11 protein-coding genes are annotated in these 18799 nt (G+C 66.9%); 1 reads left to right on the plus strand and 10 read right to left on the minus strand.

The window, feature by feature from the left end; genetic code table 11:
• Positions 1 to 245 precede the first annotated feature (245 nt).
• From tuf to rpsL, 4 genes are all read right to left on the minus strand, one after another.
• On the minus strand, positions 246 to 1439 hold the full coding sequence (tuf, locus tag ACGFYU_RS35920; protein ID WP_362301459.1) for an elongation factor Tu: 1194 nt from the start codon (positions 1437 to 1439) through the stop codon (positions 246 to 248).
• 150 nt (positions 1440 to 1589) lie between these two features.
• Complete coding sequence (fusA, locus tag ACGFYU_RS35925; protein ID WP_393831509.1) at positions 1590 to 3722, minus strand: elongation factor G; 2133 nt, start codon at positions 3720 to 3722, stop codon at positions 1590 to 1592.
• Positions 3723 to 3761: 39 nt separating this feature from the next.
• Positions 3762 to 4232 carry a 30S ribosomal protein S7 gene (gene rpsG / locus ACGFYU_RS35930; protein ID WP_007265894.1) on the minus strand — a complete coding sequence of 157 codons (471 nt, stop codon included), beginning with the start codon at positions 4230 to 4232 and terminating at the stop codon, positions 3762 to 3764.
• 2 nt (positions 4233 to 4234) lie between these two features.
• On the minus strand, positions 4235 to 4606 hold the full coding sequence (gene rpsL / locus ACGFYU_RS35935) for a 30S ribosomal protein S12 (protein ID WP_007265893.1): 372 nt from the start codon (positions 4604 to 4606) through the stop codon (positions 4235 to 4237).
• 427 nt (positions 4607 to 5033) lie between these two features.
• Here rpsL and ACGFYU_RS35940 point away from each other — a divergent pair, with 427 nt between their 5' ends.
• Positions 5034 to 7511 carry a YfhO family protein gene (locus ACGFYU_RS35940; RefSeq protein WP_393831510.1) on the plus strand — a complete coding sequence of 826 codons (2478 nt, stop codon included), beginning with the start codon at positions 5034 to 5036 and terminating at the stop codon, positions 7509 to 7511.
• Between the two features lie 76 nt (positions 7512 to 7587).
• Here ACGFYU_RS35940 and ACGFYU_RS35945 read toward each other — a convergent pair whose 3' ends face one another.
• The 6 genes from ACGFYU_RS35945 to ACGFYU_RS35970 all read right to left on the minus strand — a co-directional run bounded on the left by ACGFYU_RS35945 (position 7588) and on the right by ACGFYU_RS35970 (position 18716).
• Entirely contained in the window at positions 7588 to 11487 is a 3900-nt protein-coding gene (locus ACGFYU_RS35945; protein WP_393831511.1) for a DNA-directed RNA polymerase subunit beta', read from the minus strand.
• 97 nt (positions 11488 to 11584) lie between these two features.
• The gene (gene rpoB, locus ACGFYU_RS35950; RefSeq protein ID WP_393831512.1) at positions 11585 to 15067 is read right to left on the minus strand and encodes a DNA-directed RNA polymerase subunit beta; all 3483 of its coding nucleotides are present in this window, start codon (positions 15065 to 15067) and stop codon (positions 11585 to 11587) included.
• 542 nt (positions 15068 to 15609) lie between these two features.
• Positions 15610 to 15993 carry a 50S ribosomal protein L7/L12 gene (rplL, locus tag ACGFYU_RS35955; RefSeq protein WP_393831513.1) on the minus strand — a complete coding sequence of 128 codons (384 nt, stop codon included), beginning with the start codon at positions 15991 to 15993 and terminating at the stop codon, positions 15610 to 15612.
• Between the two features lie 110 nt (positions 15994 to 16103).
• The gene (rplJ, locus tag ACGFYU_RS35960) at positions 16104 to 16634 is read right to left on the minus strand and encodes a 50S ribosomal protein L10 (RefSeq protein WP_030026650.1); all 531 of its coding nucleotides are present in this window, start codon (positions 16632 to 16634) and stop codon (positions 16104 to 16106) included.
• A 264-nt stretch (positions 16635 to 16898) separates the two neighbouring features.
• Positions 16899 to 17795 carry a hypothetical protein gene (locus ACGFYU_RS35965; protein WP_393831514.1) on the minus strand — a complete coding sequence of 299 codons (897 nt, stop codon included), beginning with the start codon at positions 17793 to 17795 and terminating at the stop codon, positions 16899 to 16901.
• A 48-nt stretch (positions 17796 to 17843) separates the two neighbouring features.
• Positions 17844 to 18716, minus strand: coding sequence for an LppX_LprAFG lipoprotein (locus ACGFYU_RS35970; protein WP_393831515.1), 873 nt, complete (start codon positions 18714 to 18716; stop codon positions 17844 to 17846).
• Positions 18717 to 18799 lie beyond the last annotated feature (83 nt).

Here is an 18799-nt window from a genome sequence, read left to right on the forward strand (position 1 = left end):
GGGCCCGGCGCCCCCGCGGCCTCCATTTCTCCCCCCGCGCCCGCGCGGGGGCCCCGCCCGCCCCCCCCCCCCCCCCCGCCGCCCCCCCCCCCCCGGGGGGGCCCCCCCCCTCTCTCGTACCCGCGTCCGTACGACCGGACCGGGAACGCCGAAGGGCCCCGCCCCTCCGCCGGAGCGGGGGGACGGGGCCCTTCAGTACAACTTGGTGCTCGCTTCAGCGAGCTACCAGGTCAGAGCACGAATACTTACTTCGTGATCTTGGTGACCTGGCCGGCGCCCACGGTACGACCACCCTCACGGATGGCGAACTTCAGGCCCTCCTCCATGGCGACCGGCTGGATCAGCGCGACCGTCATCTCGGTGTTGTCGCCCGGCATGACCATCTCCGTGCCGGCCGGCAGGGTGACGACACCCGTGACGTCCGTGGTACGGAAGTAGAACTGCGGACGGTAGTTGTTGAAGAAGGGGGTGTGACGGCCACCCTCGTCCTTCGACAGGATGTAGGCCTGGGCCTCGAACTCGGTGTGCGGGGTGACCGAACCGGGCTTGATGATGACCTGGCCGCGCTCGACGTCCTCGCGCTTGATGCCACGGAGGAGCAGACCGACGTTCTCGCCCGCCTGGCCCTCGTCGAGCAGCTTGCGGAACATCTCGATACCGGTGACCGTGGTGGTGGTCTTCTCTTCCTTGATACCGATGATGTCGACGGTCTCGTTGACCTTCAGGACACCACGCTCGATACGGCCGGTGACGACCGTACCGCGACCGGTGATCGTGAAGACGTCCTCGACGGGCATGAGGAACGGCATCTCGGTGTCACGCGGCGGGGTCGGGATGGCCTCGTCGACGGCGTCCATGAGGCCGATGAGCTTGTCGCCCCACTCCTTGTCGCCCTCGAGCGCCTTCAGCGCGGAGACGCGGACGACCGGCAGGTCGTCGCCCGGGAAGTCGTACTCGGAGAGGAGCTCACGGACCTCGAGCTCGACGAGCTCCAGGATCTCCTCGTCGTCCACCATGTCGGCCTTGTTCAGGGCGACGACGATGTACGGAACGCCGACCTGGCGGGCCAGGAGCACGTGCTCCTTGGTCTGCGGCATCGGGCCGTCGGTGGCGGCGACCACGAGGATCGCGCCGTCCATCTGCGCGGCACCGGTGATCATGTTCTTGATGTAGTCCGCGTGACCCGGGCAGTCGACGTGGGCGTAGTGACGCGCCTCGGTCTGGTACTCGACGTGCGCGATGGAGATGGTGATACCGCGCTGGCGCTCCTCAGGAGCCTTGTCGATCTGATCGAAGGCCGAAGCCGCGTTCAGGTCCGGGTACTTGTCGTGCAGCACCTTGGTAATGGCGGCCGTGAGGGTCGTCTTACCGTGGTCAATGTGACCGATGGTGCCGATGTTGACGTGCGGCTTAGTCCGCTCGAACTTCGCCTTCGCCACGGGGTTCCTCCTGAGAGTGGTTCTGTACGCCTTACAGATCGGCGCCAGGTGATCTTTGCTGGAAAGCCGGCCGGTCCCCGGGGCAACGGGAGTGGCTCCTGTTGCCCCAGAGGCTGCCGGTGACAAGCCTAAAGCGTGTACTCGGAAGAGTTACTCGCCCTTGGCCTTCGCGATGATCTCCTCAGCGACGTTCCGGGGAACCTCGGCGTAGGAGTCGAACTGCATCGAGTAGCTGGCGCGACCCGAGGTCTTGCTGCGGAGGTCTCCGACGTAGCCGAACATCTCCGAAAGAGGCACGAGGCCCTTCACGACGCGAGCGCCGTGACGCTCCTCCATGGCCTGGATCTGGCCACGGCGGGAGTTGATGTCGCCGATGACGTCACCCATGTAGTCCTCGGGCGTGGTGACCTCGACGGCCATCATCGGCTCAAGGAGCACGGGAGAAGCCTTGCGCGCGGCCTCCTTGAAGGCCTGCGAACCGGCGATCTTGAACGCGAGCTCGGAGGAGTCGACCTCGTGGTAGCCACCGTCGAGAAGCGTGACGCGGACGCCCGTCATCTCGTAGCCGGCCAGGATGCCGAACTGCATGGCCTCCTGCGCACCGGCGTCCACCGAAGGGATGTACTCCTTCGGCACGCGGCCACCGGTGACCTTGTTCACGAACTCGTACGCCGGACCGTCGGTCTCGGTGATGGGCTCGATCGCGATCTGCACCTTGGCGAACTGACCGGTACCACCGGTCTGCTTCTTGTGGGTGTAGTCGTGACGCTCGACGGCCTTGCGGATCGTCTCGCGGTAGGCCACCTGCGGCTTGCCGACGTTGGCCTCGACCTTGAACTCGCGCTTCATACGGTCGACCAGCACCTCGAGGTGCAGCTCGCCCATACCGCCGAGGATGGTCTGGCCGGTCTCCTCGTCCGAGTGAACGTGGAAGGAGGGGTCCTCCTCCGCGAGACGCTGGATGGCGACACCCAGCTTCTCCTGGTCACCCTTGGACTTGGGCTCGATGGCGACCTGGATGACCGGAGCCGGGAAGTCCATGGACTCCAGGATCACGGGCTGCTTGTCGTCGCACAGCGTCTCACCGGTGGTGGTCTGCTTCAGGCCCATCACGGCGACGATGTCGCCGGCGCCCACCGAGTCGATCTCCTCACGCTTGTTCGCGTGCATGCGGTAGATCTTGCCGATGCGCTCCTTCTTGCCCTTGACGGAGTTCAGCACCGCAGTGCCGGCCTCCAGGCGGCCCGAGTAAACCCGGACGAAGGTGAGCTTGCCCAGGTGCGGGTCGCTCATGATCTTGAACGCGAGCGCGGCGAGGGGCTCCTCGTCCGACGGCTTGCGCTTCACGACCGTCTCGGCGTCGCGGACGTCGTGGCCCTCGATGGCCTCGATGTCCAGCGGCGACGGGAGGTAGCGGACGACGGCGTCGAGCAGGGGCTGAACACCCTTGTTCTTGAACGCCGTGCCACAGAACACCGCGGTGATCGTGGGCTCGCCCTTGCCCTTGCCGGAGCCGAGGATGATGCGACGGACGGCGGCGTGCAGCTGCTCGACGGAGGGCTCGTTGCCCTCCAGGAACAGCTCCATGATCTCGTCGTCGTTCTCGGCGACGGTCTCGACCAGCTTGCCGCGCCACTCTTCAGCGGCCTCGGCGTGCGTGGCCGGGATGTCGACGATGTCGTACATCTCGCCCTTGGTCGCCTCGGCGGACCAGACGAACGCCTTCATCGTGACGAGGTCGACGACACCCTGGAAGTCGGCCTCGGCACCGATGGGGAGCTGCATGACGATCGGAACCGCACCGAGGCGGTCCTTGATCATGTCGACGCAGCGGTGGAACTCGGCGCCGGTGCGGTCGAGCTTGTTGACGAAGCAGATGCGCGGCACGCCGTAGCGGTCCGCCTGACGCCAAACGGTCTCGGACTGCGGCTCAACGCCGGCCACACCGTCGAAGACGGTGACGGCGCCGTCGAGGACGCGGAGCGAACGCTCCACCTCGACGGTGAAGTCGACGTGACCCGGGGTGTCGATGATGTTGATGGTGTGGTCAACATCCTCGAGCGGCCAGTGGCAGGTCGTCGCGGCAGACGTGATGGTGATACCACGCTCCTGCTCCTGCTCCATCCAGTCCATCGTGGCGGCGCCGTCGTGGACCTCACCGATCTTGTACGACACACCGGTGTAGAACAGGATGCGCTCGGTGGTGGTCGTCTTGCCCGCGTCGATGTGGGCCATGATGCCGATGTTGCGCACCTTGGCCAGGTCAAGCGAAGTGGTAGCCATAAGGCTTCGGTCTTCTCTCGGTCTCGATGTGGGGTGGGACTACCAGCGGTAGTGCGCGAAGGCCTTGTTGGACTCGGCCATCTTGTGCGTGTCCTCGCGCTTCTTGACGGCAGCGCCAAGACCGTTGGAGGCGTCGAGCAGCTCGTTCATGAGGCGCTCGGTCATGGTCTTCTCACGGCGGGCGCGGGAGTAACCCACGAGCCAGCGGAGGGCCAGGGTCGACTGGCGACCCGGCTTGACCTCGACGGGGACCTGGTAGGTCGCGCCACCGACACGGCGGGACTTGACCTCGAGGGACGGCTTGACGTTCTCGAGCGCGCGCTTCAGCGTGATGACCGGGTCGTTGCCGGTCTTCTCGCGGAGGCCTTCCATGGCGCCGTAAACGATGCGCTCGGCAGTGGAGCGCTTGCCGTTCAGGAGGATCTTGTTGATGAGCGAGGTCACCAGAGGAGATGCGTAGACCGGGTCGATGATGACCGGGCGCTTCGGGGCGGGGCCCTTACGAGGCATTCTTACTTCTCCTTCTTGGCGCCGTAGCGGCTGCGGGCCTGCTTGCGGTTCTTGACAGCCTGGGTGTCAAGCGCACCGCGGATGATCTTGTAGCGAACACCCGGCAGGTCCTTCACACGGCCACCACGCACGAGCACGATCGAGTGCTCCTGCAGGTTGTGTCCCTCACCCGGAATGTAAGCGGTGACCTCGATGCCAGAGGTCAGACGCACACGCGCGACCTTACGCAGCGCCGAGTTCGGCTTCTTCGGGGTGGTCGTGAACACTCGCGTGCAGACGCCGCGACGCTGGGGCGAGGCCTCGAGCGCGGGAGTCTTTGTCTTCTCGACCTTGTCCTGCCGGCCCTTACGGACCAGCTGCTGGATCGTAGGCACTACTTCTCCGGTTTCTGTGTGCCGTGTAGTGAAGCTAACCTGGAACTTTGCCGACCCACGCGGTCGGGTGTGTCGGATCCGGCGGACCTCCGCGCAAGCACGGAAACGCATGGATCTCGGTGGCCGACTCGCTCACGTGCGGTTGATGGACACGCACGGGAGCCTAGGCACACCCCAGGCACAAGGTCAGAGCGTACCTACCTCACAGAGGTAGGTCAAAACAAATGCCCAGCACGAAAACACACCGGGCGCAAGTGGTAGCAGGGCGATCGGCGGCCCTCCAGCCCCACCGGCGTTTGACGCGCGGGGTCCTGGGCGGAGCCCCGGCAACGGCGCCGCACCCGAGCACCCCCGGCGACCTACACTGTCGGCTTGCCCGGGCGCGGGCGCGAGAAGGCCGACAGCAGGGAGCAGGACATTGGGGACCGTGGCACCGGAGCAGACCACAGTCGACGCTCCTCCCCCCGAGCAGGCCCGGCCGGCCCCCCGCCGGGCCTCTCGACTGTACGGGCCCCTGCTGGCCTTCCTCATCACCGCGGCAGCGTTCTGCGCGGCCTGGGTGGCCCGCGGCACCTTCCCCTTCGGGAACACCGGCCGGGCCATCAACGACCAGGCCAACCAGTACGTGCCCTTCCACCGCGCGCTCTGGGACCTGGTCCACGGGCAGGCCGCCGGCGACGTGCTCTTCAGCTGGCGCGGCGGCTTCGGCCAGCAGTTCCTGTCCGACTACTACACGTACCTCGGCAACCCCTTCTCGTGGCTGGCCGTCCTCGTCCCGCGCGCCCACGTCGACCTCGCCGTCTTCGCGATCACCCCGATCACGATGGGCACCGCCGCCGCCGTGATGACGGTGTACCTCGGCAAGCTGCACCCCGGCCCGTGGTGGCAGCGCGGGGTCCTCGGCGCCACGTACGGCCTGTGCGGATGGGCGCTGAGCGACGCCTCGTACATCCCCATGTGGCTGTGGGGCCTGGTCGCCCTCCCGCTGCTCGGCATCGCCGTGGAATGGTGCCTGGAGCAGCGCCGCTGGCCGGGTGTGGCCCTGCTGGTCGCCCTCGCCTGGTTCGGGAACTTCTACACCGCGATGATGGCCACGATGGCCGCCTGCGTACTACTGGCCATCCGCCTGGTCACCCGCGACATGACCGGCCGGCTGGGGGTCCCCCCGGACGGAGTCTGGGGGAGCCTGCGCGCCGTGTGGCGGGCGGCGACGGCCGCCGGGACCGGGATCCTGCTCACCCTCCCGCTCCTCCTGCCGTCGTTCCTGTCCAGCGGCGCCGCGCAGCCCACCAAGGCCGCCGCCTTCGACCCCGTACGCATCGAGGTCTTCCTGGCGGGCATGCTCCCGGCCACCCACCTGTGGGGCGGCCGCCCGCGCCTGTACGTGGCCTCGCTCGGCCTGATCCTGGCCGGCAGCTTCCTCCTCAACGGCTCGATCGCGAAGCGGACCCGCCTGGTGTGGGCCGCGGCGATCCTGCTCGTGGCCGTCTCGTTCCAGTTCCCGCCCACCCAGTACGTATGGCACGGGCTGGCGGTTCCGAACGGAAACCCGTACCGCGAGGCCTTCGTCTTCAGCGGGATGGTGGTGATCGTCGCCTGGCTGGCGCTGGCCCACCGCCCGCGCCCGCCGCACCTGGCCCTGGCCGCCGCGCTGCTGGTCGCGGCCACCTTCGTACTGCGCCACACCAACGACTTCGGCGGCTGGACCTGGCCCGCCGTGCTCGGCGGCGGCGCGGTCTCCCTGCTCGCGCTCCTCCTGCTGTCCCTGGGCGAGAAGCGCCGCCACCTGATCCCCATCGCGGCCGTCCTGATGATCGGTGTCGTCTTCGCCGAGTCCGCGGTCGCCGCGGCCAACGCGGACGCCCGCCGGGCCCGCGAGCGCTGGGCGAAGCCGGCCCCCACCTCGAACCAGTCGATCAACAACCACTTCGAGGCCGTCCGCGACGTGGACGGCTGGCCCGCGTACCGGACCGACTCGGGCGCGCCGCAGACCTCGTACAACGACGCCCTGGCCCTCCGGGCGGAGGGGCCGCAGTACTACAGCAGCTACCTCCCCGAGGCCACGTACAAAGCCCTGGAGCCCCTCGGCTACGGCTTCAAGAACGACGGCCGGACCTTCTTCGGCGCCGACAACCCCGTGCTCGACGCGATCTTCTCGATCGGCGCCCGGGTCCGCCCCGGAACCACCCCGAACAGCTGGACGGGCTCGAAGTTCCCCGCGCCCCCGCTGGTCACGGTCCGCACCCAGGACTTCGTGTCCCCCAACCCTGCGGCGAGCGTCTGGGCCCGCCAGGAGAACGTCCTGGGCGCCACCGTCTACCAGGTCCCGCGGGTCACCCGCGGCGGCACCGCCACGGAACAGACCTACGAGGCCCGCTGCACCCCCGGCTCCGAGGCCTACTGGTACTCCCCGACCCTCTACGGCACCCTCGCCTCGGGCGGCACGGAGAAGCCCCTGGAGGACCTGATGACGGGGGTCACCCCCCTGGGCAAGGTCCCCGCGTCGGGCCGCGTCGACGTCACGGTCAAGACCCGCACCCAGGGCGCCACGGCCGGCGACACCCCCCTGGGCTGCCTGGACCGCACGGCCCTGGACCAGGCGGTGACCCACCTGACCGCCACGGGCGCCACCGAGGTCAAGGCCGGCGGCCACACCATCGAGGCCACCCTCCCCCGGGGCACCACGGGCACGGCCGTCCTGGCCATGACGGACATCCCCGGCTGGCAGTGCTCGGCCCCGGTCAAGAGCTTCCACGGCCTGGTCTCCCTGGACCTCCCCCAGGGCACGGACAAGGTCTCCTGCACCTTCACCCCCAAGGGCTTCGCCCCGGGCCTGACCGCCGCCGCCCTGGCCCTCCTGACCCTGCTCTCGGTCACGGTCGCCGCCCGCCGCCGCAGGCGCTGACCCGCTCCGGCCCGTACGACGAAGAAACCCCCCGCCGCTCCTCTCGGAGCGACGGGGGGTTTCTTCTTACGAGCTCTTAGCCGTTGTACGGGCCGTAGTCGTAGTCCTCCAGCGGGACAGCCTGGCCGGAGCCGGTGCCGAAGGGCGAGTAGTCGATGTCGTCGTAGCCGACGGCCGAGTACATCGCGGCCTTCGCCTCCTCGGTGGGCTCCACCCGGATGTTGCGGTAGCGGGCGAGGCCCGTACCGGCCGGGATGAGCTTACCGATGATGACGTTCTCCTTGAGGCCGATGAGGCTGTCGGACTTGGCGTTGATCGCCGCGTCCGTCAGGACTCGGGTCGTCTCCTGGAAGGAGGCGGCCGACAGCCAGGATTCCGTCGCCAGCGAGGCCTTGGTGATACCCATCAGCTGCGGACGGCCGGAGGCGGGGTGACCGCCTTCGGTGACCACACGACGGTTCTCGGTCTCGAACTTCGACCGCTCGACCAGCTCACCCGGCAGGAGCTCCGCGTCGCCGGACTCGATGATCGTCACGCGGCGCAGCATCTGCCGGATGATGATCTCGATGTGCTTGTCGTGGATCGACACGCCCTGCGAGTTGTAGACCTTCTGGACTTCGCCGACCAGGTGGACCTGGACGGCACGCTGGCCGAGGATGCGCAGCACGTCGTGCGGGTTGGTGGCACCCATGGTGAGCTTCTGGCCCACCTCGACGTGGTCGCCCTCGTGCACGATGACCTTGGCGCGCTTCGAGATCGGGTACGCCGTCTCGTCGCTGCCGTCGTCGGGCGTGATGACGATCTTCTTCGTCTTCTCGGTCTCCTCGATCCGCACGCGGCCGGCGGCCTCGGAGATCGGGGCGACACCCTTCGGGGTACGGGCCTCGAAGAGCTCGACGACACGCGGCAGACCCTGCGTGATGTCGTCACCGGCCACACCACCGGTGTGGAAGGTACGCATCGTCAGCTGGGTACCGGGCTCACCGATGGACTGGGCGGCGATGATGCCGACCGCCTCACCGATGTCGACCAGCTTGCCGGTGGCGAGCGAGCGTCCGTAGCAGAAGGCACAGGTGCCGACCGCGGACTCACAGGTCAGGACCGAGCGGGTCTTGACCTCCTCGACGCCGTTGGCGACCAGGGCGTCGATCAGGACGTCACCGAGGTCGACGTTGGCCGGCGCGATGACCTTGCCGCCGATGACGACGTCCTCGGCCAGCATGCGGGCGTAGATCGAGGTCTCGACGTCGTCGGCCTTGCGCAGCACGCCGTCCTCGCCGCGAACGGCGATCTTCAGCTTCAGGCCGCGCTCGGTGCCGCAGTCCTCCTCGCGGATGATCACGTCCTGCGAGACGTCCACCAGACGACGGGTCAGGTAACCCGAGTCGGCGGTACGCAGGGCGGTGTCCGCCAGACCCTTACGGGCACCGTGCGTGGAGATGAAGTACTCCAGAACGGTGAGGCCCTCACGGAAGGACGCCTTGATCGGACGCGGGATGGTCTCGTTCTTCGCGTTCGACACCAGACCACGCATACCGGCGATCTGTCGCATCTGCATCATGTTTCCTCGGGCACCCGAGTCAACCATCATGAAGATGGGGTTCGTCTTGGGGAAGTTCGCGTTCATCGCCTCGGCGACCTCGTTGGTCGCCTTGGTCCAGATCGCGATGAGCTCCTGCGTGCGCTCGTCCTTGGTGATCAGACCGCGCTCGTACTGCTTCTGGACCTTCTCGTCCTGCGCCTCGTAGCCCGCGACGATGGCCTTCTTGGCCTCGGGCACGACGACGTCGGAGATGGCCACGGTGACGCCCGAACGGGTCGCCCAGTGGAAGCCGGCCGCCTTCAGGTTGTCGAGCGTCGCCGCCACGATGACCTTGGGGTAGCGCTCCGCCAGGTCGTTGACGATCTCGGAGAGCTGCTTCTTGCCCACCGAGTAGTCGACGAACGGGTAGTCCTCGGGCAGCAGCTCGTTGAAGAGCGCGCGGCCCAGGGTGGTGCGCAGACGGAAGCTGTCGCCCGGCTGGAACTCCTGCTCGCCCTCCTCGGCGACCGGCGGCACCCAGCCGCGCGGCGGGATGGTGCCCACCGGGAAGCGGATGTCGACGGACGACTGCAGCGCGAGCTCACCGGCGTCGAACGCCATGATCGCCTCGGCGGTCGAGCCGAACGCGCGGCCCTCACCCTTGACGTCACGGAGCTCACCGTCGGTGGTCAGGAAGAACAGACCCAGGACCATGTCCTGCGTCGGCATCGTGACCGGACGGCCGTCGGCCGGCTTGAGGATGTTGTTCGAGGACAGCATCAGGATGCGGGCCTCGGCCTGCGCCTCCGCGGAGAGCGGCAGGTGCACGGCCATCTGGTCACCGTCGAAGTCCGCGTTGAAGGCGGTGCAGACGAGCGGGTGGATCTGGATGGCCTTGCCTTCGACCAGCTGGGGCTCGAAGGCCTGGATGCCGAGGCGGTGCAGCGTGGGCGCACGGTTCAGCAGAACCGGGTGCTCGGCGATGACCTCTTCGAGCACGTCGTACACGACCGTGCGGCCGCGCTCGACCATGCGCTTCGCCGACTTGATGTTCTGCGCGTGGTTCAGGTCGACCAGGCGCTTCATCACGAACGGCTTGAAGAGCTCCAGCGCCATGGCCTTGGGCAGACCACACTGGTGCAGCTTCAGCTGGGGACCGACGACGATCACGGAACGCGCGGAGTAGTCCACACGCTTACCGAGAAGGTTCTGACGGAATCGACCCTGCTTGCCCTTCAGCATGTCGCTGAGGGACTTCAGGGGACGGTTGCCGGGACCGGTCACCGGACGACCACGACGACCGTTGTCGAAGAGGGCGTCCACGGCCTCCTGAAGCATGCGCTTCTCGTTGTTCACGATGATCTCGGGGGCACCGAGGTCGAGGAGACGCTTCAGACGGTTGTTGCGGTTGATCACACGGCGGTACAGGTCGTTCAGGTCGGAGGTCGCGAAGCGGCCACCGTCCAGCTGCACCATCGGACGGAGGTCCGGCGGGATGACCGGCACGCAGTCCAGAACCATGCCCTTGGGGCTGTTGCTGGTCTGCAGGAACGCGGAGACGACCTTGAGGCGCTTGAGCGCACGGGTCTTCTTCTGGCCCTTGCCGGTACGGATGATCTCGCGGAGGCGCTCGGCCTCCTCCTCCAGGTCGAAGGACTCCAGGCGCTTCTGCAGCGCCGCGGCACCCATCGAACCGTCGAAGTACGTACCGAAGCGGTCGCGCAGCTCGCGGTAGAGCAGCTCGTCGCCCTCGAGGTCCTGGACCTTGAGGTTCTTGAAGCGGTTCCACACCTCGTCGAGGCGGTCGATCTCGCGCTGGGCGCGGTCACGGAGCTGCTTCATCTCGCGCTCGGCGCCTTCGCGCACCTTGCGGCGCACGTCGGCCTTGGCGCCCTCGGCCTCCAGCTCGGCCAGGTCGGTCTCGAGCTTCTTGGCACGGCCTTCGAGGTCCGCGTCACGGCGGTTCTCGATCTGCTGGCGCTCGACGGAGACGTGGGCCTCCAGCGACGGGAGGTCGCGGGTGCGGCGCTCGTCGTCCACGAACGTGATCATGTACGCGGCGAAGTAGATGACCTTCTCGAGGTCCTTCGGCGCGAGGTCCAGCAGGTAGCCCAGGCGCGACGGGACGCCCTTGAAGTACCAGATGTGGGTGACGGGAGCGGCAAGCTCGATGTGGCCCATGCGCTCACGGCGCACCTTGGCGCGCGTGACCTCGACGCCACAACGCTCACAGATGATGCCCTTGAAGCGGACACGCTTGTACTTGCCGCAGTAGCACTCCCAGTCCCGGGTAGGACCGAAGATCTTCTCGCAGAAGAGTCCGTCCTTCTCGGGCTTGAGGGTGCGGTAGTTGATGGTCTCCGGCTTCTTGACCTCGCCGTGCGACCAGGTTCGGATGTCGTCCGCGGTGGCAAGGCCGATCCGCAGCTCGTCGAAGAAGTTGACGTCGAGCACTGTGCGTCAATCCCTCTTTCGGGGTCGAGTCTCAATCATGGTCTGAACGGTCCCGGGGATGACGGGGGGCTCTGGTGCGAGCCCCCCGTCAGGCCCGTCAGACCTCTTCGACGCTGCTCGGCTCGCGCCGGGACAGGTCGATACCGAGCTCCTCCGCCGCGCGGAAGACGTCCTCGTCGGTGTCGCGCATCTCGATGGACATGCCGTCCGAGGACAGCACCTCCACGTTGAGGCAGAGCGACTGCATTTCCTTGATGAGCACCTTGAAGGACTCGGGAATGCCCGGCTCGGGGATGTTCTCGCCCTTGACGATGGCCTCGTAGACCTTCACGCGGCCGGTCACGTCGTCGGACTTGATCGTCAGGAGTTCCTGGAGGGCGTACGCGGCGCCATAAGCCTCAAGCGCCCACACCTCCATCTCACCGAAGCGCTGACCACCGAACTGCGCCTTACCACCCAGCGGCTGCTGCGTGATCATCGAGTACGGACCGGTCGAACGGGCGTGGAGCTTGTCGTCGACCAGGTGGTGCAGCTTGAGGATGTACATGTACCCGACCGAGATCGGGTCCGGGAACGGCTCGCCGGAGCGGCCGTCGAACAGGCGCGCCTTACCGGTCGGGAGCACCATGCGCTCGCCGTCGCGGTTCGGGATGGTGTGCTGGAGCAGGCCGGCCAGCTCGTCCTCGCGGGCGCCGTCGAACACCGGGGTGGCGACGTTGGTACCGGGCTCGACCTTGTCGGCGCCGATCGCCTGGAGGCGCTGCGCCCACTCGTCCGCCAGACCGGAGACGTCCCAGCCGCGGCTGGCGAGCCAGCCGAGGTGGATCTCCAGGACCTGTCCCGGGTTCATTCGGGACGGAACACCCAGCGGGTTCAGGATGATGTCGACCGGCGTGCCGTCCTCAAGGAAGGGCATGTCCTCGATCGGAAGGATCTTGGAGATGACACCCTTGTTGCCGTGACGGCCGGCGAGCTTGTCACCGTCGGTGATCTTGCGCTTCTGGGCCACGTAGACGCGGACCAGCTGGTTCACGCCCGGAGGAAGCTCGTCGCCCTCCTCGCGGTCGAAGACGCGGACACCGATGACCTTGCCGATCTCACCGTGAGGCACCTTGAGCGAGGTGTCACGCACCTCGCGGGCCTTCTCACCGAAGATCGCGCGGAGCAGACGCTCCTCGGGGGTCAGCTCGGTCTCACCCTTGGGCGTGACCTTGCCGACCAGGATGTCACCGGCGACGACGTCCGCACCGATGCGGATGATGCCGCGCTCGTCGAGGTCCGCGAGGACCTCCTCGGAGACGTTCGGGATGTCCCGGGTGATCTCCTCGGGGCCGAGCTTGGTGTCACGGGCGTCGACCTCGTGCTCCTCGATGTGGATCGAGGAGAGGACGTCGTCCTGCACGAGGCGCTGCGACAGGATGATCGCGTCCTCGTAGTTGTGGCCTTCCCACGGCATGAACGCGACGAGCAGGTTCTTGCCGAGGGCCATCTCGCCCTCTTCGGTCGCCGGGCCGTCGGCGAGGACCTGGGCCTCGACGATCCGGTCACCCTCGTTGACGATGACCTTCTGGTTGACCGAGGTGCCCTGGTTCGAGCGGGAGAACTTCGACACGCGGTACGTGGTGTACGTGCCGTCGTCGTTGGCGACGGTGATGTAGTCGGCCGAGACCTCCTGGACGACACCGTCCTTCTCCGCCTTGATCGAGTCACCGGCGTCGACGGCGCAGCGGTACTCCATGCCGGTGCCGACGAGCGGCGCCTCCGCCTTGATGAGCGGAACGGCCTGGCGCATCATGTTCGCGCCCATGAGGGCACGGTTGGCGTCGTCGTGCTCGAGGAAGGGGATCATCGCGGTCGCGACGGACACCATCTGGCGCGGCGAGACGTCCATGTAGTCGACGTCGCCGCCGGCGATGTAGTCGATCTCGCCGCCACGACGGCGCACGAGGACGCGGTTCTCGGTGAAGCGCATCTCATCGTTCAGGGCGGCGTTCGCCTGGGCGATGACGAAGCGGTCTTCCTCGTCGGCCGTGAGGTAGTCGACCTCGTCGGTGACGACACCGTCGACGACCTTGCGGTACGGGGTCTCGATGAAGCCGAACGGGTTGATCCGGCCGTAGGAGGCCAGCGAGCCGATCAGACCGATGTTCGGGCCTTCAGGCGTCTCGATCGGGCACATGCGGCCGTAGTGCGACGGGTGAACGTCACGGACCTCGAAGCCGGCCCGCTCACGGGACAGACCACCCGGGCCGAGGGCGTTGAGACGACGCTTGTGCGTCAGGCCCGACAGCGGGTTGTTCTGGTCCATGAACTGCGACAGCTGGCTGGTGCCGAAGAACTCCTTGATGGAGGCGACGACCGGCCGGATGTTGATCAGGGTCTGCGGCGTGATCGCCTCGACGTCCTGGGTGGTCATGCGCTCGCGCACGACGCGCTCCATACGGGCGAGACCCGTACGGACCTGGTTCTGGATCAGCTCGCCGACGTTGCGGATACGACGGTTGCCGAAGTGGTCGATGTCGTCGGTCTCGACGACGATCTCCCGGCCCGACTCGCCGACCGTCTCGGTCTCACCGGCGTGCAGCTTGACCAGGTACTTGATGGTCGCGATGACGTCGTCGGTGGTGAGCACACCGGCGTCGAGCGGCTCGTCGGCGCCGAGCTTCTTGTTCACCTTGTAGCGGCCGACCTTCGCGAGGTCGTAGCGCTTCGGGTTGAAGTAGAGGTTCTCGAGCAGCGTCTGAGCGGCCTCGCGGGTCGGCGGCTCGCCCGGGCGCAGCTTGCGGTAGATGTCGAGCAGCGCGTCGTCCTGACCCTGGGTGTGGTCCTTCTCCAGGGTGGCGCGCATGGACTCGTACTCGCCGAACTCCTCGAGGATCTGCTCGGTGGTCCAGCCGAGAGCCTTCAGGAGGACGGTGACGGACTGCTTGCGCTTGCGGTCGATGCGGACACCGACCATGTCGCGCTTGTCGACCTCCATCTCCAGCCAGGCACCCCGGGACGGGATGATCTTGGCGGAGAAGATGTCCTTGTCGGACGTCTTGTCGATGGAGGAGTCGAAGTAGACACCGGGGGAACGGACAAGCTGCGACACGACGACACGCTCGGTGCCGTTGATGACGAAGGTGCCCTTGTTGGTCATGAGCGGGAAGTCGCCCATGAAGACCGTCTGAGACTTGATCTCTCCGGTCTCGTTGTTCGTGAACTCGGCCGTGACGAACAGCGGAGCCGCGTACGTGAAGTCGCGCTCCTTGCACTCGTCGACGGAGTTCTTCGCCGGCTCGAAACGGTGGTCGCGGAAGGTCAGCGACATCGACCCGGAGAAGTCCTCGATCGGCGAGATCTCCTCGAAGATCTCTTCCAGACCGGACTTGGTGGGGACGTCCTGTCCACTCTCAAGCGCCGACTCGACGCGAGACTTCCAGGCTGCGTTGCCGAGAAGCCAGTCAAAGCTCTCGGTCTGCAGCGCCAGGAGGTTCGGAACCTCGAGCGGCTCCTTGATCTTTGCAAAGGAGATGCGCAGCGGGGCGGTGCTGGCACCGGTGTTCGTATTGGTCGAGGCGTTGCGCGAGGCGGCCAAGAGGGGGTCCTTCCGAGGGCTCGGACTCACTACGCGCGTACCGGTCCCAGCCGACACAGAAGACAGACGCTCCCGTTCTGGACGAAAGACCAGGTCAGGGCGGATCAATCAGGTGTGCTCGAGCGTGGGCATGACCCTGGCGACGGGCAGGGGTCAGCTAACAGGCAGCGCAAAGGGTCAGTGTAGCCACTTGGCTCACTGATGTCCAGACCAGGTTTCCGGAAACCGGCAACAGGCCTTCCCCAACTCGTTCAAGCAACACAGAGCGCGTATCAGTACTGCCCTCTTCGTAGCCGATCCATGCCTCGGATCTCGGATCGAGGTGGTCGAGCTTGCGACGGGTCTGAGAATTGCGCGCCCCGTCCCGTTCGTCAAGGCCCCATGCTCCGAGCGGATCATCTTCCGACCCTGGTTCGAGGCAACGAAGATCACCATACTCTCCAACGAGAGCAGGGCAAATCAGGCACTGCGGGTACGCCAAAGGGCGACCACCCTTACGAGTGATCGCCCCTGGTTGGAGCCTCAGAGAGGCCCCAGAGGTGTTACTTGACCTCGACGGTGGCGCCGGCACCCTTGAGGGCCTCGGCGGCCTTGTCAGCGGCCTCCTTGTTGACCTTCTCCAGGACCGGCTTCGGGGCGCCGTCCACGAGGTCCTTGGCCTCCTTCAGACCCAGGGAGGTCAGCTCGCGCACGACCTTGATGACCTGGATCTTCTTGTCGCCGGCGCCGGCGAGGATGACGTCGAACTCGTCCTTCTCCTCCGGGGCCTCGGGGGCGGCGCCACCGGCGGCGGGACCGGCAACGGCGACGGCCGCGGCGGCGGTGACGTCGAACTTCTCCTCGAAGGCCTTCACGAACTCGGAGAGCTCGATGAGGGTCATCTCCTCGAACTGGGCGAGGAGGTCGTCCTGAGAGAGCTTCGCCATGATGGGCGATCCTTCCACTAATTCGGCAGGTGCCGGATGTATATAGAGGCGGGCGTAACGGCCCGCTACGACCCACGCACTAGGCGGCGTGGATCAATGCGCGAGCCGAATTACTCGGCACCGCCCTGCTCGGCGAGCTTGACGCGAAGCGCTTCCGCGGTGCGGACGAACTTCGACGGCAGCGCCTGGAAGAGCGAGGCAGCCTGAGACTGCTTGCCCTTGAACGCGCCGGCCAGCTTGCTGAGCAGAACCTCGCGGGACTCGAGGTCCGCAAGCTTCTTGATGTCGTCGGCGGAGAGAGCCTTACCGTCAAGGACACCGGCCTTGATGATGAGGTTCGGGTTCTCCTTGGCGAAGTCACGCAGGGCCTTCGCCGACTCCACCGGGTCACCGGTGATGAAGGCGACCGCGGTCGGACCAGCGAAGTGCTCGTCCAGCGCGGTGATCCCGGCCTGGTTGGCCGCAATCTTGGTCAGCGTGTTCTTCACCACGGCGTACTGGGCGTTCTCACCAAGGGAGCGACGCAGCGTCTTGAGCTGCGCGACGGTGAGACCCCGGTACTCGGTCAGCACGGCGGCGTTGGAGCTCTGGAACGCGTCCGTGAGCTCGGCCACCGATGCAGCCTTGTTGGGCGTCGGCATAGTGCGTTCGCCTCCTTCCGGGTGATGAGGACCGCTCAGAAGGGGCTGAACAAAACGAAACGCCCCGGCGCAAGCGCACGGGGCTTAGGCTCGACCGAATCACTCCGGGAGCTACTCCACGAACACCTGCGCAGGACGTCCGCACTCAGCGGATCCTTCGGCCACCGCCCCCTTGCGGGCACGGCAACGACCAGCGGTCTTTGGCTTCTGGTGAACCATACGTGAAGCGGCCGAGCCAAGGCAAATCGCCCCCTTCGGGGCCCCTCAGGAGCGCTTCAGACCGCCCAGACCAGCATCCTTCAGCGTCTGGTCGGCCTCGTCCAGCTTCCGGTCGGTCTCTTTGAGGCTCTGGTCGATGCCCTTCATGACCTCGTCGAAGTCGGCCACCTGGTCCGCGGGCGGCGCCACGACCGGGGCGGCCGTGCCGTAGCCGGAGAACTTGGCCGAGATCTTCGTCGTGCCCTTGTCGATCGTGCGCGCCGAGTCGACGCGGACGGGGTAGCCGTCCTTGCCGATCCACAGGTCCACGTCCAGGCTCGTGACGTCCTTGACCGCCTGGCGGAGGTACTGGCGGTTCGCCTCCTCCATCGCCTTGGTGGACTCGTCCGCCTTGAGCAGGTCGGCGTTGGTGAAGCTGCCCTTGTAGTGCCGGGCCGCGGCGCCGTCGATCTGCTCCTCGCCGACGAGCGTGAGCTTCTCCTGGCCCAGGAGCAGGGCGAGGTACTCGGCCGGGTCGTCGTTGAGGCGGTAGCGGGGCTTCCCGTCCTTGTTCAGGTTCATCTTCATCCAGGACTTGCCCTGCACGGGCTTGTCGCTGTGGGTGTAGATGTCGTCGCCGATCATGATCTGGTTGCCCGCGTCCGGGCCCGTGGCGTCGATGCCGGTGGCGGCCGGGTACCAGCCCTTCGTCCCGGTGAGCCGGTCCGCCTTGCCGTCGCTGCCGGTGATGGTCATGTCCATCGTGGCGAACTTGGCCGGCACCGTCTTCAGGTACGCCGCCTTGATCGCGTCCGCGGGCGTCGGGGCCTTGGCGCCCGCCGCCTTGTCCCCCGCGTCCTCGCCCCCGGCGGCCGTGGCTCCGCCACAGGCCGAGAGACCGCCCACGAGCAGTGCGACGCCTGCCGCGGCGACGCCGGCCCGCATCCGGACAGCCTTGTTCATCTGTACTCCCCCATGCATGGATCTGTGTGTATCGGTGGTGCGGGACGATCAGGCGGTGCCGGAGCCCTCGCCGGAGTCCTTCAGCATCTCGGCCAGGTCCACGACCTGGTCGGACGGCGGAGCGGTGACGTCGACCGGCTTGTTGAACTCCACGAACTTGATGGTGAGGTCCATCGGGCCCTTGGTGCCCTGGCCGCGGGTGCGGACCTGCTTCGTCTGGTCGTTCTCGTCGATCCAGATGTCCATGGTCATGTCCTTGACGCCCTGGGCCTCCAGCGCCTTCAGGTTCTTCTCCCGGCGCTCCTTGGCCTCGGGCGTGCCCGTGGCGGACTGGGCCCGCATCTGGTCCAGCGTGATGGTGCCGGTCAGGTGCGTGGTCTTCTGGCCGTCGATGGTCTCTTCGCCGACCTTCTTCAGGTCCTTCGAGGCGCTCAGGTCGGAGGCCTTGTCACCCGGGTTCTCGCCCTGCTGGGCACTGCCGAGCGAGTTCAGCTGCTCGGCCGCCTTCGGGTCCATGGACTTGAGGTCGAACTTCAGCCACTTGCCCTCGGAACCCACATAAAGGGCGCCGTCGACGAGGCGGATCTCCGCGCCCTCGCCCGGCATCTCGGGCGAGGCCATCTTCATGGACATGGCCACGTCCGGCTTGAGCCGCATGGCGGCCTCGCCGGAGACGGTCTGCCCGGAGGTCGAGCCCGACATGGTGTAGCGGAGGGAGGTGATCTCCTCCGACTTCTTCTTCGTCTTCTCCAGGTAGGCCGCCGGCGCGACCTCGACCGGCTTCTCAGCTGCCTTTGAGGGCGCCGCGGCGGCGCCGCTGTCCTTCTTGGCGTCCTTGCCGTTCTCGCACGCCGTGGCCCCGCCCACGAGCAGTACGGCGGCCAGCGCGGCGCCGACGGTCTTCTTCCGGTACGCAGACACGGAGGTCCCCCACCCCTTGATTGATCGACTACTGGAGCCGACCATACGTTCCCCTGCCACGTATCTGCGCGGCCATTACGCCC

The organism is Streptomyces sp. NPDC048337, from assembly GCF_043201175.1.
Lineage (GTDB): Bacteria > Actinomycetota > Actinomycetes > Streptomycetales > Streptomycetaceae > Streptomyces.